The organism is Nocardioides sp. HB32, assembly GCF_054058995.1.
In genome coordinates, this window is sequence record NZ_JBSSBS010000001.1 from 3,114,327 (window position 1) to 3,129,430 (window position 15,104).

The following is a 15,104-nucleotide window of genomic DNA, read 5'->3' on the forward strand; positions in this document are numbered from 1 at the left end:
CTAGAGCGCCGTACCCCCTCGCGTACTCTCGGTACATGAGCGTGCGCCGGGTCATGGGGACCGAGGTGGAGTACGGCATCTCCGTGCAGGGACAGCCCCTCGCCAACCCGATGGTGGCGTCCTCGCAGGTCGTCAACGCCTACGCGTCGGCCACTGTCAAGGCGCGTCGCGCCCGGTGGGACTTCGAGGAGGAGTCGCCGCTGCGGGACGCCCGCGGCTTCGACATGTCCCGCCAGGTCGCCGACCCCAGCCAGCTCACCGACGAGGACATGGGCCTCGCGAACGTCATCCTCACCAACGGGGCCCGGCTCTACGTCGACCACGCGCACCCGGAGTACTCCACGCCCGAGGTCACCACGCCGCTGGACATCGTCCGCTGGGACAAGGCCGGTGAGCAGGTGATGCTGGACGCGCAGCGCCGGGCCAGCCTGCTGCCGGGCGGGGCGCCGATCGCGCTCTACAAGAACAACACCGACAACAAGGGTGCGTCGTACGGCGCCCACGAGAACTACCTGATGCGCCGGTCGACGCCTTTCGGCGACATCGTCCGCCACCTCACGCCGTTCTTCGTGAGCCGTCAGGTGTTCTGCGGGGCCGGCCGGGTCGGCAAGGGGCAGGACGGCCGGGAGTCCGGGTTCCAGGTCAGCCAGCGCGCGGACTTCTTCGAGGTCGAGGTCGGCCTCGAGACGACACTGAAGCGCCCCATCATCAACACCCGAGACGAGCCGCACGCCGATCCGGAGAAGTACCGCCGGCTGCACGTCATCATCGGCGACGCGAACCTGTCCGAGGTGGCGACGTACCTCAAGGTCGGCACGACCGCCCTCGTGCTGGCGATGATCGAGGACAGGTTCATCACCACCGACCTCACCGTCGAGGGCTCGGTGGCGGCGCTCCGCGCGGTGTCCCACGACCCGGGGCTGAAGCAGACGGTGACGCTCACCGACGGGCGGAAGCTCTCCGGCATCCAGCTGCAGCTGGAGTACCTCGACCTGGCCCGCAAGTACGTCGAGGACCGGTACGGCGCGGACGCCGACGAGCAGACCGTCGACGTGCTGGCGCGGTGGGAGTCGGTGCTGGACCGGCTCGAGCGCGACCCGATGCTGTGCGCGCGCGAGCTGGACTGGGTGGCGAAGCTGAAGCTGCTCGAGCAGTACCGCCAGCGCGACGGCCTGGAGTGGGACGACGCGAAGCTGCAGCTGATCGACTACCAGTACTCCGACATCCGTCCCGAGAAGGGCCTCTACCACCGGCTGGTGGCCGGCGGCCGGATCGAGCGGCTGCTCGACGACCGGTCGATCGAGGACGCGATGCACGACCCGCCGGAGGACACCCGCGCGTACTTCCGCGGCCGGTGCCTGGAGAAGTACGCCGACCACGTCGCCGCGGCGTCCTGGGACTCGGTGATCTTCGACCTGCCCGGCCGCGAGTCGCTGCAGCGGGTGCCGACGATCGATCCGCTGCGCGGCAGCAAGGCGCACGTGGGCGAGCTGCTCGACCGGTGTGAGACGGCCGAGGCTTTGTTCACCGCTCTCACCCGTTGAGTGGATAGGGTCGAGGCATGGCACAGGAGCAGAAGCAACCGCGGAAGTCCTCGGAGGCCGACGAGGTCGTCCAGACCGCCCCGGAGAGCGACGTCGCCGAGCGCAAGGAGGCGCTGGACAGCGACATCGACGACATCCTGGACGAGATCGACGACGTGCTCGAGACCAACGCCGAGGACTTCGTGAAGTCGTTCATCCAGAAGGGCGGCGAATGAGCGACCCGCGCCTCCCGGCTGCCTTCCTGCAGCCGGGCATCTCGTCGTTCAGCGACTTCCTCGCCGAGCAGGCTCCCGACCTGCTGCCGGCGCGCCGCGCGGTGCCCCAGGGGCACGCCGGCGACCTGGCCCCGCACGGCACGACGATCGTCGCGGCGACGTACCCCGGCGGCGTCGTGATGGCCGGTGACCGCCGCGCCACGATGGGCAACATCATCGCCCAGCGGGACATCGAGAAGGTCTTCCCCGCCGACGAGTTCTCCGCGGTGGGGATCGCGGGCTCGGCCGGCATCGCGGTCGAGATGGTGCGCCTGTTCCAGACCGAGCTCGAGCACTACGAGAAGATCGAGGGCACCACGCTCTCGATGGACGGCAAGGCGAACCGGCTCGCGGCCCTGATCCGGTCCAACCTCGGGCTGGCGATGCAGGGCCTCGCGGTCGTGCCGCTGTTCGCGGGCTTCGACCTGACCGTCGACCAGGGCCGGATCTTCAGCTACGACGTGACCGGCGGACGGTACGAGGAGACGGCGTTCCACTCCGTCGGCTCCGGGTCGCTGTTCGCCCGCGGCGCGCTCAAGAAGCTGTACCGCGCCGACCTGGACCGCACCGGCTGCGTGACCGCGGTCATCCAGGCGCTGTACGACGCCGCCGACGACGACTCCGCGACCGGTGGCCCCGACCTGACCCGCCGGATCTTCCCGGTCGTCCAGGTCATCACCGCGGACGGCGGCCGCCGGCTGCCCGACGCCGAGGTCGCGGCGATCGCCGACCAGGTGATCGCCGGCCGGATGACCCGTCCCGACGGCCCGGCCGCCCCGCTGACGGAGGGGGACGCCCGATGAGCATGCCGTTCTACGTCTCGCCCGAGCAGCTGATGAAGGACCGCGCGGACTTCGCACGCAAGGGCATCGCCCGCGGCCGGTCCGTGGTGGCCGTGCAGTACGCCGACGGCATCCTGTTCGTCTCCGAGAACCCCTCCCAGGCTCTGCACAAGGTCTCCGAGATCTACGACCGGATCGCCTTCGCCGCCGTGGGCCGCTACAACGAGTTCGAGAACCTCCGCATCGCCGGAGTCCGGCTCGCCGACATGCGCGGGTACGCCTACGACCGGCGCGACGTCACCGGCCGCGGCCTCGCCAACGCCTACGCGCAGACCCTCGGCACCATCTTCTCCTCGGGCGGTGAGAAGCCGTACGAGGTCGAGATCTTCGTCGCCGAGATCGGCGACTCAGCCGCCGACGACCAGCTGTACCGGCTGACGTACGACGGACAGGTCGCCGACGAGCACGGGTACGCCGTGATGGGCGGCGCCGCCGACGTCGTCGCGTCGTACCTCTCCGAGCGGTACACCGAGGGCACCTCGCTCCCGGACGCGGTCGCACTCGCCGTCGCCGCGCTCGGCCACTCCGACAACGAGAAGGGTGACAAGGAGGACCGGGTCATCTCGATCGACGACCTCGAGGTCGCCGTCCTGGACCGCACCCGTAGCCAGGCGCGGAAGTTCTCCCGGATCCGCCCGGCCCGGCTCGACGAGCTCCTGGGTGACCGCGGCCCGGTCTCGCCGTCCTCCGCCGCACCGTCGTCGGCCGACGCTCCGTCCCCGGCCGACGCCCCGTCCGGGGCCGACGCCCCGTCCGGTGGCCCCTCCGAGGCCGGCCCCGGCCCCGGCGACGAGCCCCCCGTCGCGCCTCCGGCCTGACCTCGCCGCGGCCCCCGACCCGGTGGTTTGGTCACCAACCGCACGTGGGAGCGCTCCCGTTCCGCGGATGGTGACCAAACCGCGCATGTTGCCAGGCGGGTCATCCACAGCGTGGGCGGCGCCGGTTTCAGCCAACCGCTCTCGGGCGCACCCTCTGTCCATGGTTGCGACCGATGACGACAAGCCTTTCCGCGGCGAGGTCCGCCTCGCCGGGCACCGCCGGGTCAGCCACGGGCTGGGGCGGCCGCTGCGGAGCGGGCTGACGGACGAGGAGGAGTTCGTCAGGGACCTGGAGGCCTATCTCCTGGTGCTGCCGAAGTCCGCCGTCTTCACCCACCTCACCGGGGCCCAGCTGCTCGGGTGGCAGCTGCCCCGGCTGCCGGAGCAGGTCCCCGTCTTCGTGGCTGTCGACCTGGACGACCCACGCCCGAGACGGCACGGCCTGATCTGCTCACGGCTGGTTCGCGAGCGCAAGCCCGTCAAACGGGCCCGGTTGCCGGTCGAGGCACCGGAGGAGATCCTGCTGCGCGCCGCGCGGGACCTCGGACTCATCGACCTCGTGGTGCTCATCGACTCTGCCCTCCGTCTCGGCGACCTGGATCCGGACCGGATGACCAACCTGCTGGCGAGCGGGCGGCCGGGGGTCCGCATGCTCCGGGAGGCCTGGCGGCGAGCGACGGGGAAGAGCGACTCCGGCGGCGAGTCCGTCCTGCAGCAGTTCCACGTCGTCATGGACATCCCGTTCGTGCCGCAGGCGGAGATCCGCGACGAGGCCGGCCGGTTGCTCGCGCAGGCGGACCTCCTGGTCGAGGGCACGACCTTCCTGCACGAGTACGACGGCGCGCATCACCGCGGGCGGGACCAGCACCGGATCGACCTGCGTCGGGAGCGCGGGCTGACCGGGTCGCCGTACGTGCGCCGGGGCTTCGTCCTCGACGATCTCGTGAACCACCCGGGAGCCACGATGCACGAGCTCGATCGCGCGCTCGGGCGAACGCACGACGTACGACGACTCCGCCGGTGGCGGGCCCTGGTCGACAACTCGATGTACTCGGCCACCGGCCGCGAACGGATGATGAACCGCTGGCGCCGGCAGGACGGCATCATCGATTGGTCGAAGTCCGCGTGATGAAGCCCCGATTTCCTGCGGTTGGTGACCAAACCGCGACCAAGGGAGCCCCCGCAGTCGACATGCTGCGCCTAGGCTGAGGTCGTGGACCGGCGGATCTTTGGGATCGAGAACGAGTACGGCGTGACGTGCACGTTCAAGGGGCAGCGCCGGCTCAGTCCCGACGAGGTGGCCCGGTACCTGTTCCGGAAGGTCGTCAGCTGGGGGCGCAGCAGCAACGTGTTCCTCCGCAACGGTGCCCGGCTCTACCTCGATGTCGGCAGTCACCCGGAGTACGCCACGCCGGAGTGCGACGACGTCACCGAGCTGGTCACGCACGACAAGGCGGGGGAGCGGGTCCTCGAAGGACTGCTCCTGGACGCGGAGCAGCGGCTGCACGACGAGGGCATCGCGGGCGAGATCTACCTGTTCAAGAACAACACCGACTCGGCGGGCAACTCCTACGGCTGCCACGAGAACTACCTCGTCAGCCGGGCCGGCGAGTTCTCCCGGCTCGCCGACGTGCTGATCCCGTTCCTGGTGACCCGCCAGATCGTGGTCGGGGCCGGCAAGATCACCCAGACCCCGCGGGGCGCGAGCTACAGCGTCTCGCAGCGGGCCGAGCACATCTGGGAGGGCGTCAGCAGCGCCACGACCCGGAGCCGGCCGATCATCAACACCCGCGACGAGCCGCACGCGGACGCCGAGAAGTACCGCAGGCTCCACGTCATCGTCGGCGACAGCAACATGAGCGAGACCACCACCATGCTCAAGGTGGCCAGCTGCGACCTCGTGCTGCGGATGATCGAAGAGGGCGTCGTGATGCGCGACCTCACCATGGAGAACCCGATCCGCGCCATCCGCGAGATCTCCCACGACGTCACCGGCCGCCGCAAGATCCGCCTGGCGAACGGCCGCGAGGCGAGCGCGCTCGACATCCAGCAGGAGTACCTCTCCAAGGCCCGCGACTTCGTCGACCGCCGTGAGATCAGCACCCCGGTGATCGAGCAGGCCCTCGACCTGTGGGAGCGCGGCCTGAAGGCGGTCGAGTCAGACGACCTCGGGCTCGTCGACCGGGAGATCGACTGGGTGATCAAGTGGAAGCTGATCGAGCGCTACCGCGCCAAGCACGGCCTGCCGCTGGGCCACCCCAGGATCGCCCAGCTCGACCTCGCCTACCACGACATCCACCGGGGTCGCGGCCTCTACTACCTGCTCGAGAAGCGCGGCGCGGTGGCGCGCGTGACCACCGACCTGAAGATCTTCGAGGCGAAGTCGGTCCCGCCGCAGACCACCCGCGCCCGCCTCCGTGGGGAGTTCATCCGCCGCGCGCAGGAGCGGCGCCGCGACTTCACCGTCGACTGGGTCCATCTCAAGCTGAACGACCAGGCCCAGCGGACCGTGCTCTGCAAGGATCCCTTCCGGGCGTACGACGAGCGGGTGCAGCGCCTCATCGATGGCATGTGAGCGCCTGGAAAGTGCGCGGTTTGGTCACCAACCGCACGGCGGAGGACCGAAAACGTGCGGTTGGTGACCAAACCGCGACACAACAGCCGCGCCGATCAGCGTCCCCTCAGGCACGCCGGATAGGGTGACCGCGCTGATGATGAACCCGATCCGATAGGTGAGCTCTGTGCCCCGACGTCTCCGACGCCTTCCCATTCTCCTGCTGCCGCTGTTCCTGGCTACCACCCTGGTCGCGTGCGGCTCGGGGGACGGCAGCGACTCCAGCGGCTCCGACGGGTCCAGCGGCTCCAGCGACGCCGCGCTGCACGGCATCTCGATCACCGGGGACCTGGGCAGCGCGCCCGAGGTCGACTGGAACGGCAAGCTCGAGACCGACAAGACCGAGACCTCGGTCATCTCCGAGGGCGACGGCGACGAGATCGCCGAGGGCGACACGGTCCAGGCGTACCTGTGGATCGGCAACGGCTACACCCAGGAGAAGGCCTACAGCGACTACGACACCGGCCAGCCGGAGACGGTGACGGCCAGCAGCGACCTCAGCCCGGTGTTCAAGGACGCCGTGCTCGGCCAGAAGATCGGCTCGCGGGTGGCCGTGACGACGACCGCCGAGGAGGCGTTCGGGGCCTCCGGGAACCCGAACCTCGGCATCGCCAACAAGGACACCGTCCTGATCATCGTGGACCTGATGGAGCCCTACCAGGCGCCCAAGCCGAAGGACGTCCCGTCCTCCCAGATGCCGAAGGTCGTCGAGAAGGGCGGCACGGTCACCGGGCTCGACTTCAGCGGCCTCGACAAGCCGGACCCGGACGGCGACCTGCTCCGCTCGGTCATCAAGCAGGGCAAGGGCAAGGCGGTCACCGAGGACTCGACGCTCACCGTGAACTACCTCGGCCAGGTGTACGGCGCGGACAAGCCGTTCGACGAGAGCTACTCGGGCAAGCCGGCGACGTTCTCGCTGCAGCAGGTCGTGAAGGGCTGGACCTACGGCCTGACCGGCCTCCACGTCGGCGACCGGGTGCTCCTGTCGATCCCGCCGGAGCTCGGCTACGGCGCGCAGGAGCAGAACGGCATCCCGGCGAACAGCACGCTGTACTTCGTCGTCGACATCCAGTCCGCCAAGTAGCAACCGAGTAGCAACGGGGCGCGGCAGCATGGTGGTGCAGAAGAGCGAGCGACTGCTCAACCTGCTCATCATGCTGCTCGTCCAGCGTCACTACGTCTCCAAGGACCGGATCCGCTCGATCCTCTACCCGGACTCGAGCACCGACGCCTTCGAGAAGATGTTCGAGCGCGACAAGGAGGAGCTCCGCAGCCTCGGCGTGCCGATCGAGGTGGGCAACATGGACGCCTACTTCGACGACGAGCCCGGCTACCGGATCCGGCCCGACCAGCTCGCGCTGCCCGACGTCCAGCTCACCGCCGACGAGGCGGCCGTCATCGGGCTCGCGACGCGGGTGTGGGAGCACGCCCGGCTGGCAGAGGCGACCACCGAGGCGGTCCGCAAGCTGACCGCGCTCGGGATCCCCACCGACGTGACCGCGCTCGAGATCGCCCAGCCCCGGCTGAGCGCCGACGAGCCGTCGTTCGACGTGTTCTGGGAGGCCGTCCAGGAGCGGACACCGGTGGAGTTCGAGTACCGCCGCTCCGGCGCCGCCTCGAGCCGCACCCGCCATCTCGAGCCCTGGGGCGTCGTGCGCTACTCCGGGCGCTGGTACGTCGTCGGCTTCGACACCGACCGCGGCGAGGAGCGGGTGTTCCGGCTGTCCCGCGTGCAGGGCGTCGCCCGCAAGAACGGCCGGCCCGGGTCGTACGACGTGCCGCCCGGCATCGACGTCCGGGCCACGACGGTCCGGCTCGCGCCGGCGCCAACGACCACCCGCGTCACCGTCCTGGTCCGGGAGGGCTCGGGCCTGGCCCTGCGCCGGGACGCGGAGGAGATCCAGCCCGGCGTCGACGGTCCGGACGACCTGACGGCCTGGGACCGCGTCGTCATCAGCCGGGGCGGCGGCGTCGGCGACGAGCTCCTCGGTTACGCGGCCGACGTGTACGTCGAGGAGCCCGCGCACGTGCGCGAGGAGCTGGTACGCCGGCTCACCGCGGCCCTGGAGCGCACCGCATGAGCACCTCGACGAGCTCGGGCGCCAAGGACCAGGTCGCCCGGCTGCTCACGCTGGTGCCGTACCTGCACGCCCACGGCCAGGTCCGCCTCGACGACGCTGCCCGGGCGCTCGGCATCGAGCCGGACCAGCTGCTCGGCGACCTCAAGGTGCTGCTGATGTGCGGCCTGCCGGGCGGGTACCCCGACGACCTCATCGACGTCGACCTCGACGCGCTCGAGGGCCCCGAGGCCGACGGGGTGATCCGGGTGTCGAACGCCGACTACCTGGCCCGCCCGCTCAAGCTGACCCCCACCGAGGCGACCGCGATCATCGTCGCGCTCCGCGCCCTCCGCAGCAGTGCCAGCGAGGAGACCCGCGAGGTCGTCGACCGCGCGCTCGCGAAGCTCGAGGCCGCAGCCGCGGGAGGCTCCGCCGCGCCCCGGATCGACCCGGGGGAGGAGTCCCCCGAGCGACTCGACCAGGCCCGCCTCGAGGACGACCTCCAGGACGCCGTCGGCCGCCGGAGACAGGTCCGGCTGACCTACTTCGTGCCGTCCCGCGACGAGCAGTCCGAGCGGACCGTCGACCCCCGGGGCGTCGTCACCGCGCACGGCTTCCGCTACCTCGACGCGTGGTGCCACCTCGCCGAGGCGCCCCGGTTGTTCCGGCTGGACCGGATCCGGGCGGCCACCGTGCTGGACCAGCCGATCGAGACCGCCCCGGAGGGACCCCGGGACCTCAGCGACGGGTTGTTCACCCGCGCCAGCGACACCATGCCGGTCACCCTGGCCCTGGACCCCGAGGCGCGCTGGATCGTCGAGTACTACCCGGTCGAGGCGGTGCGGAGGAGACGTGGTGGCCGGCTCGAGGTCGACCTGCTGATCGCGGACGAGCGCTGGCTGCAGCGACTGCTGCTGAGGCTGGCGCCGCACGCCCGCGTGATCAGCCCGCCCGAGCTGCAGGTCCGGTTCCTCGAGCAGGCCCGCACCACCCTCAGCCTGTACGCCTGACCGGCGTACCATGGAGCACGCCCCACCCACGACAAGATGAGGTCACGATGCTCAACCCCTTGATCGGAATGCCCCAGGGAGCCGAGTGGCTCGTGATCCTGGCGATCGTGGTGCTCGTCTTCGGGGCGTCCAAGCTGCCCGACCTCGCCCGGGGCACCGGCCAGGCGCTGCGCATCTTCAAGGCCGAGACCAAGGGCCTGCAGGACGACGACGACACCGGCAAGGACACCGTGACCCCGCCGCCGCCGGTCGCACCGGCGCCGACCGAGCTGCCGCCGACCGCTCAGCAGCCCGGCGTGCAGGAGCCGATCCGGTCCGAGGACAGCCAGACCGACAAGCACAACGGCTGAGCCACCACTGAGTTGGCCCTCACCGGGATCCTCCGCCTCTTCTCCGGCAGGCCCGTCCATCCCGTCGGCGTCGACGGGCGGATGGCGTTGTCGGACCACCTGCGGGAGCTGCGCGCCCGCGTCCTGAAGGTCGCGTTGACCCTCGTCCTCGGGCTGGTCATCGCGCTGTTCTTCTTCGACCACCTCTACGACTTCGTCTACGGGCCCTACCAGGACGCCCAGGAACGGCTGCCGAAGGGCTCGAGCTTCGCCACCACCAGCGGCGCGGGCGGCGGCCTGATGCTGTACCTCAAGCTCTGCGGCTTCGCCGCGGTCATCGGCACCAGCCCGATCTGGCTGTACCAGATCTGGGCGTTCATCCTCCCGGGCCTGCACCCGAACGAGAAGCGCTGGTCCTACCTCTTCCTCGCCGTGGCCGGCCCGCTGTTCATGGTCGGCATCGTGCTCGGATACGTCACGCTCCCCAAGGGCCTCGAGGTGCTGATCGGGCTGAACCCGCCGGGGGTGACCAACCTGGTCGACTTCAACGAGTACATGCAGTTCTTCTTCCGCACGCTGCTCGTGTTCGGCCTCGCGTTCGAGATCCCGGTCTTCGTGATCATGCTCAACCGCGCCGGGGTCGTGAAGGGCCGCACCCTCGCGCGCTACCGGCCGTGGATCATCGTCGGCATCTTCGTCTTCGCCGCCGTCGCGACACCCTCGACCGACCCGTTCACGATGACGTTCATGGCCGTCCCGATGGTGGTCCTCTACTTCATCTCCGAGGTCGTTGCCCGCGTCCACGACAAGCGCCGGGAGGAGAACCGCCCGTTCTCCGACCTGTCGCCCGACGAGGCCTCACCGCTGTGACGCCGGTCGACCCCTTCGAGCTCCCCGAGTGGCTGGGGGAGTCCGACGTCACCTGGGCCGCGGAGTCGGGGCTCCGTAGGGGGTACGCCGTGACCGGGGTGCTGACGGCCGCCGGCCACGACCCGCTCCCGTGCGACCTGCTCGCGGTCGACGAGGCCTACCCGTTGCCGGTGGCCGACGACAAGGCCCGCCACGACGCCCACCAGGCCTGGCGGCACGGCCAGGTGCTCCTGGTCGAGGTCGACAACCGGCTCACCCTGGCTGTGCCCGGGACCGGGTTCACCGCGGACCTGGTGCTCGACGCCCTCGGCCGCCTGTCGAAGGCCGTCGGCTCGTCGGCGGAGCACTACACCGTCCTGTTGCGGATCGGCACCGCGAAGCCGTAGGTCACCACTAGTGTTCGCGCCGTGGAGCTCCACCAGATCACGCTGCTGACCAACCCGACGTCCGGCAAGGGCCGGGGCGCCCGGTTCCGCGACGCGGCCGCCACCCGTCTCCGCGCCGCCGGGCTCGAGGTGCGGACCGTCGAGGGCCGCGACCCCGACGAGGCGCTCGACCTGGCCCGCTCGGCCGTCGCGGACGGCACCGACGCCCTGGTGCTCTGCGGGGGCGACGGCATGGTGCACATCGGCGTCCAGGCGGCCGCCGGCACCGGCACTCCGGTCGGACTCGTCCCGGCCGGCACCGGCAACGACGTCGCGCGGTACTTCGACGTCCCGCGCAAGGACCCGGTCGCGGCTGCCGAGCGGCTGCTCGCCGGCACGGTGCGCACCATCGACCTGGCCCGGAGCGGCACCAGGTACTTCACGACCGTGCTCGCGGCCGGCTTCGACGCGATCGTCAACGAGCGCGCGAACCGGATGACGTGGCCCAGGGGCCAGATGCGGTACAACATCGCCACCCTGGCCGAGCTCCGCGTCTTCGAGCCGATCCCGTACACGCTCGAGCTGGACGGCGACGTGCGCACCTTCGAGGCGATGCTGGTCGCGGTCGGCAACGGCCCGTCGTTCGGCGGCGGGCTGCGGATCACCGAGGGCGCCGTCCTCGACGACGGGCTCCTCGACGTGGTGATCATCAAGCCGATGAGCAAGCCGGGCCTGATCCGCACCTACCCGAAGCTGTTCAAGGGCACCCACGTCACCCACCCGGCGTACGAGCACCACCGGGTCCGCTCGGTCACCGTCGCGGCCCCCGGGATCGTGTCGTACGCCGACGGCGAGCGGTTCGGCGCGCTCCCGCTCACCGTCGAGTGCGCCCCCGGAGCCCTGCAGGTGCTCGCGTAGGTTGGACGCATGACGGACCTCAGCCCGTCCGAGCGGTACTCCGAGTACCGCAAGCACCAGCGACACCCGGTGTTGAAGGACTTCCAGGCGCTCTACGACTTCCCGCTCGACGAGTTCCAGCTCGAGGGCTGTCGCGCCATCGAGGAGGGCCGCGGCGTGCTCGTCGCCGCCCCCACCGGGTCCGGCAAGACCATCGTCGGCGAGTTCGCCGTGCACCTGGCCATGGAGACCGGCCGGAAGTGCTTCTACACGACGCCGATCAAGGCCCTGTCCAACCAGAAGTTCAACGACCTGGTCGCGCGGTACGGGCCCGAGAAGGTCGGCCTGCTCACCGGCGACAACGTGGTGAACGGCGAGGCGCCGATCGTGGTGATGACCACCGAGGTGCTGCGCAACATGCTGTACGCCGGCTCGCGCACGCTCCTGGGCCTCGGCTTCGTGGTCATGGACGAGGTGCACTACCTCGCCGACCGGTCCCGCGGGGCCGTGTGGGAGGAGGTCATCATCCACCTGCCGGAGTCGGTGTCCGTGGTCTCGCTGTCCGCGACCGTCTCGAACGCCGAGGAGTTCGGTGAGTGGCTGCAGACGGTCCGCGGGGACACCCAGACGATCGTCGAGGAGCGCCGCCCGGTCCCGCTCTACCAGCACGTGATGGTGGGCCGCCGGATCCTGGACCTGTTCGCGAAGTCCGACGTCGACGCGGCCGCGGGCTTCGTCAAGGAGGGCGCCCCGGTCAACGACGAGCTGGTCAAGATCGCGCGCGACGACTGGGCCAGCTCCCGGATGCGGGACCGCCGCTCGCCGCGGGACCGCAACCGGCGCGCCACCAACAAGTACAACGTCGGCAACGGACGCCGGGTCTGGATCCCGAGCCGCCCGGACGCCATCGAGCAGCTCGACCGGATGGCGCTGCTGCCGGCGATCGTCTTCATCTTCAGCCGGGTCGGCTGCGACGCAGCGGTCACCCAGTGCCTCAACGCCGGCGTACGCCTCACCTCGCCGGAGGAGCGCGACACCATCTACGCATACGTCGAGGAGGCGTGCTCGCACCTGCCGTCCGACGACCTCCACGTCCTCGGCTACCACGACTTCCTGGACGGCCTGACCCGCGGCGTCGCGGCCCACCACGCCGGCATGCTGCCGGCGTTCAAGCAGTGCGTCGAGGAGCTGTTCCTCCGCGGGCTGTGCAAGGTCGTGTTCGCGACCGAGACCCTGGCGCTCGGCATCAACATGCCCGCGCGCACCGTCGTCATCGAGAAGCTCTCGAAGTGGAACGGCGAGAGCCACGCCGACATCACGCCGGGGGAGTACACCCAGCTCACCGGCCGCGCGGGCCGGCGTGGCCTGGACACCGAGGGCCACGCCGTCGTGCTCTGGCAGCCCGGGATCGACCCGCGGCACGTCGCGGGGCTCGCCTCGACCCGCACCTACCCGCTCCGCTCGTCGTTCCGGCCGTCGTACAACATGGCGGTCAACCTCGTGCACCAGTTCGGCCGCGAGCGGTCCCGCGAGCTGCTCGAGCAGTCGTTCGCGCAGTTCCAGGCCGACAAGGCCGTCGTCGGGCTGGCCCGGCAGGTGCGCAAGGCGGAGAACGCCCTCGAGGGCTACCGCGACGCGGCGTCCTGCGAGCGCGGTGACTTCATGGAGTACGCCGAGCTCCGGCGCCGGATCAGCGACGTGGAGAAGGGCGCCAGCCGCACCCGCAAGGCGGACCGCCGCGACGACGCGATGGAGTCGCTGCGGGCGCTGAAGCCCGGCGACGTGATCCAGGTGCCGACCGGGAAGTTCGCCGGCTATGCCGTCGTGATCGACCCCGGCTGGTCGCCCGAAGGCCCGCGGCCGTACGTCGTGACGGCCGACCGGCAGGCGCGCCGGCTCGCGATGATCGACTTCCCGACACCGGTCACGCCGCTGGCCAAGCTGCGGGTGCCGAAGAACTTCAACGGTCGCAACCCGCAGATGCGCCGCGACCTGGCCTCCGCGCTCCGCAGCCGCACGCACGACCTCGACCCGCCGCCGCCGTCCCGCACCTCCGGCAGGGGCGACCGGACCCGCACCGCCGCGGACGACGAGATCGCGGCGCTCCGGGAGCAGCTCAAGGCGCACCCCTGTCACGGGTGCCCGGACCGCGAGGAGCACGCGCGCTGGGCGGAGCGGTACTTCAAGCTCGACCGGGACACGCAGACCCTGAAGCGGCGCGTGGAGCAGCGCACCAACACGGTGGCCCGCCAGTTCGACCGGGTCTGCGACGTGCTGACGGCGCTGGCGTACCTCGACGGCGAGCAGGTCACCGACCGGGGCCGGCACCTGATGCGGATCTACTCCGAGCTCGACCTGGTCGCGGCCGAGTGCATCCGGGTCGGCCTGTGGGACGACCTGGACGCCTCCGGCCTGGCCGCCGCACTGTCCGTGCTGGTCTTCGAGGCCCGGCGGCCCGACGACGCCTCCTCGCCCCGGGTGCCGGGGGGCGGGGTCCGCGAGGTCGTCGCCGAGATGGTCAAGCTGTGGGCGGCGCTCGACGCGCTCGAGCGCGACCACCGGCTCGAGTTCCTCCGCCAGCCCGACCTGGGCTTTCGCCTGGGTCGCGTACCGCTGGGCGGAGGGCGACGAGCTCGACGACGTGCTCATGGTCAGCGACCTCGCGGCCGGCGACTTCGTGCGCTGGATGAAGCAGCTGATCGACCTGGCCGGGCAGGTGGCGGACGCTGCGGGAGCCACACCGCTGCGGGAGACCGCTCGCGAGGTCGTCCGACGGCTGCGCCGGGGCGTGGTGGCCTACTCCTCGCTCGCCGACGACGAGTGACCGTCCCCGGCGCCGCGGACCGCACGCTCGACCGGGACGTCGCCGGTCACGAGGTTCCACTGCTTCCCGACGGTCCCGGGCTCGTCCAGCACGGCGGCGAGCACGGCCGCGACGTCCGCTCGGGGGACGTCGCCGCGCGTCGCGTCCGGGCCCAGGGAGACCGTCCCGGTCGCGGCGTCGTCGGTCAGCCGGCCGGGCCGGATGATGGTCCAGGCCAGGCCGCTCGCCCGGAGCGCGGCGTCGGCGTCCCGCTTCGCCTCGACGTACGCGCGCCAGACATCGCCGGTGTCGGCCGGCAGCGGGTCGTCGACGCCGATGGCCGAGACCTGCACGAACCGGTCGATGCCCGCCTTCCGCGCACCCTCGATCGACTTCAGGGCTCCCTCGAGGTCGACCGTCCGCTTGCGCTCGACGTTCCCGTCGGGGCCGCCGCCGGCCGCGAACACCACCGCGCCGCAACCCTCGAAGGCCGCGGCGAACGCGCCGGTGCCGTCGCGCTCGATGTCGAGCAGGCGGACCTCGGCGCCGCGCTCCTCGAGCTCCGCGCGGTAGGCCTCGTTGCGCACCAGCGCCACCGGGTCGTGCTCCGAGCGACGGAGCACGTGGATGAGCTGTCGGGCCACCTGTCCGTGGCCCCCGACGATCGCGACCCGGGTCATGACAACCACCGTACGGAC

General features: G+C 71.0%; 14 protein-coding genes and 1 pseudogene. 14 read left to right on the forward strand and 1 reads right to left on the reverse strand.

Going from position 1 to position 15,104, the window contains the following annotated elements:
* The first annotated feature begins 35 nt into the window (after positions 1–35).
* The 14 genes and pseudogenes from dop (at position 36) to ACVW2K_RS15795 (ending at position 14,427) form a co-directional block, all read left to right on the forward strand.
* Entirely contained in the window at positions 36–1,544 is a 1,509-nt protein-coding gene (gene dop, locus ACVW2K_RS15730) for a depupylase/deamidase Dop (RefSeq protein ID WP_028638286.1), read from the forward strand.
* A 17-nt stretch (positions 1,545–1,561) separates the two neighbouring features.
* Positions 1,562–1,759, forward strand: a complete 198-nt coding sequence (locus tag ACVW2K_RS15735; RefSeq protein ID WP_028638285.1) for a ubiquitin-like protein Pup — start codon at positions 1,562–1,564, stop codon at positions 1,757–1,759.
* Complete coding sequence (gene prcB / locus ACVW2K_RS15740; RefSeq protein WP_028638284.1) at positions 1,756–2,601, forward strand: proteasome subunit beta; 846 nt, start codon at positions 1,756–1,758, stop codon at positions 2,599–2,601. Before ACVW2K_RS15735 ends, prcB begins: the two co-directional genes overlap by 4 nt.
* Complete coding sequence (prcA, locus tag ACVW2K_RS15745) at positions 2,598–3,458, forward strand: proteasome subunit alpha (protein ID WP_457203154.1); 861 nt, start codon at positions 2,598–2,600, stop codon at positions 3,456–3,458. The genes prcB and prcA overlap by 4 nt, the downstream gene beginning before the upstream one ends.
* A 160-nt stretch (positions 3,459–3,618) precedes the next feature.
* Positions 3,619–4,587, forward strand: a complete 969-nt coding sequence (locus tag ACVW2K_RS15750; RefSeq protein ID WP_457203155.1) for a hypothetical protein — start codon at positions 3,619–3,621, stop codon at positions 4,585–4,587.
* An 84-nt stretch (positions 4,588–4,671) separates the two neighbouring features.
* Positions 4,672–6,033 (forward strand): Pup--protein ligase, encoded by a 1,362-nt coding sequence (gene pafA, locus ACVW2K_RS15755; RefSeq protein WP_028638281.1) that lies wholly within the window; start codon positions 4,672–4,674, stop codon positions 6,031–6,033.
* 166 nt (positions 6,034–6,199) lie between these two features.
* Entirely contained in the window at positions 6,200–7,156 is a 957-nt protein-coding gene (locus ACVW2K_RS15760) for an FKBP-type peptidyl-prolyl cis-trans isomerase (protein ID WP_457203156.1), read from the forward strand.
* Between the two features lie 28 nt (positions 7,157–7,184).
* A complete protein-coding gene (locus ACVW2K_RS15765) occupies positions 7,185–8,153 on the forward strand; it encodes a helix-turn-helix transcriptional regulator (RefSeq protein WP_457203157.1) in 969 nt (322 codons plus the stop codon).
* Positions 8,150–9,142 carry a helix-turn-helix transcriptional regulator gene (locus ACVW2K_RS15770; RefSeq protein WP_457203158.1) on the forward strand — a complete coding sequence of 331 codons (993 nt, stop codon included), beginning with the start codon at positions 8,150–8,152 and terminating at the stop codon, positions 9,140–9,142. The genes ACVW2K_RS15765 and ACVW2K_RS15770 overlap by 4 nt, the downstream gene beginning before the upstream one ends.
* 47 nt (positions 9,143–9,189) lie before the next feature.
* A complete protein-coding gene (locus tag ACVW2K_RS15775; RefSeq protein ID WP_081790533.1) occupies positions 9,190–9,492 on the forward strand; it encodes a Sec-independent protein translocase subunit TatA in 303 nt (100 codons plus the stop codon).
* Positions 9,493–9,504: 12 nt separating this feature from the next.
* A complete protein-coding gene (gene tatC, locus ACVW2K_RS15780) occupies positions 9,505–10,341 on the forward strand; it encodes a twin-arginine translocase subunit TatC (RefSeq protein ID WP_457203159.1) in 837 nt (278 codons plus the stop codon).
* On the forward strand, positions 10,338–10,727 hold the full coding sequence (locus tag ACVW2K_RS15785; protein WP_457203160.1) for a hypothetical protein: 390 nt from the start codon (positions 10,338–10,340) through the stop codon (positions 10,725–10,727). The genes tatC and ACVW2K_RS15785 overlap by 4 nt, the downstream gene beginning before the upstream one ends.
* 21 nt (positions 10,728–10,748) lie before the next feature.
* Positions 10,749–11,624 (forward strand): diacylglycerol kinase, encoded by an 876-nt coding sequence (locus tag ACVW2K_RS15790; RefSeq protein ID WP_457203161.1) that lies wholly within the window; start codon positions 10,749–10,751, stop codon positions 11,622–11,624.
* A 9-nt stretch (positions 11,625–11,633) separates the two neighbouring features.
* Positions 11,634–14,427, forward strand: a pseudogene (locus ACVW2K_RS15795) (DEAD/DEAH box helicase).
* On the opposite strand, the gene ACVW2K_RS15800 reads toward ACVW2K_RS15795, so the two are convergent.
* Positions 14,400–15,086 carry an SDR family oxidoreductase gene (locus ACVW2K_RS15800; RefSeq protein ID WP_457203162.1) on the reverse strand — a complete coding sequence of 229 codons (687 nt, stop codon included), beginning with the start codon at positions 15,084–15,086 and terminating at the stop codon, positions 14,400–14,402. The pseudogene ACVW2K_RS15795 and the gene ACVW2K_RS15800 sit on opposite strands and share 28 nt — an antisense overlap.
* Positions 15,087–15,104 lie beyond the last annotated feature (18 nt).

Bases quoted from the DNA above. Each gene is read 5' to 3' on its own strand.
- ACVW2K_RS15765 (WP_457203157.1), top strand. From the start codon at position 7,185: ATGGTGGTGCAGAAGAGCGAGCGACTGCTCAACCTGCTCATCATGCTG.
- dop (WP_028638286.1), top strand. From the start codon at position 36: ATGAGCGTGCGCCGGGTCATGGGGACCGAGGTGGAGTACGGCATCTCC.
- ACVW2K_RS15770 (WP_457203158.1), top strand. From the start codon at position 8,150: ATGAGCACCTCGACGAGCTCGGGCGCCAAGGACCAGGTCGCCCGGCTG.
- prcA (WP_457203154.1), top strand. From the start codon at position 2,598: ATGAGCATGCCGTTCTACGTCTCGCCCGAGCAGCTGATGAAGGACCGC.
- ACVW2K_RS15750 (WP_457203155.1), top strand. From the start codon at position 3,619: ATGGTTGCGACCGATGACGACAAGCCTTTCCGCGGCGAGGTCCGCCTC.
- prcB (WP_028638284.1), top strand. From the start codon at position 1,756: ATGAGCGACCCGCGCCTCCCGGCTGCCTTCCTGCAGCCGGGCATCTCG.
- ACVW2K_RS15735 (WP_028638285.1), top strand. From the start codon at position 1,562: ATGGCACAGGAGCAGAAGCAACCGCGGAAGTCCTCGGAGGCCGACGAG.
- ACVW2K_RS15800 (WP_457203162.1), bottom strand. From the start codon at position 15,086: ATGACCCGGGTCGCGATCGTCGGGGGCCACGGACAGGTGGCCCGACAG.
- ACVW2K_RS15775 (WP_081790533.1), top strand. From the start codon at position 9,190: ATGCTCAACCCCTTGATCGGAATGCCCCAGGGAGCCGAGTGGCTCGTG.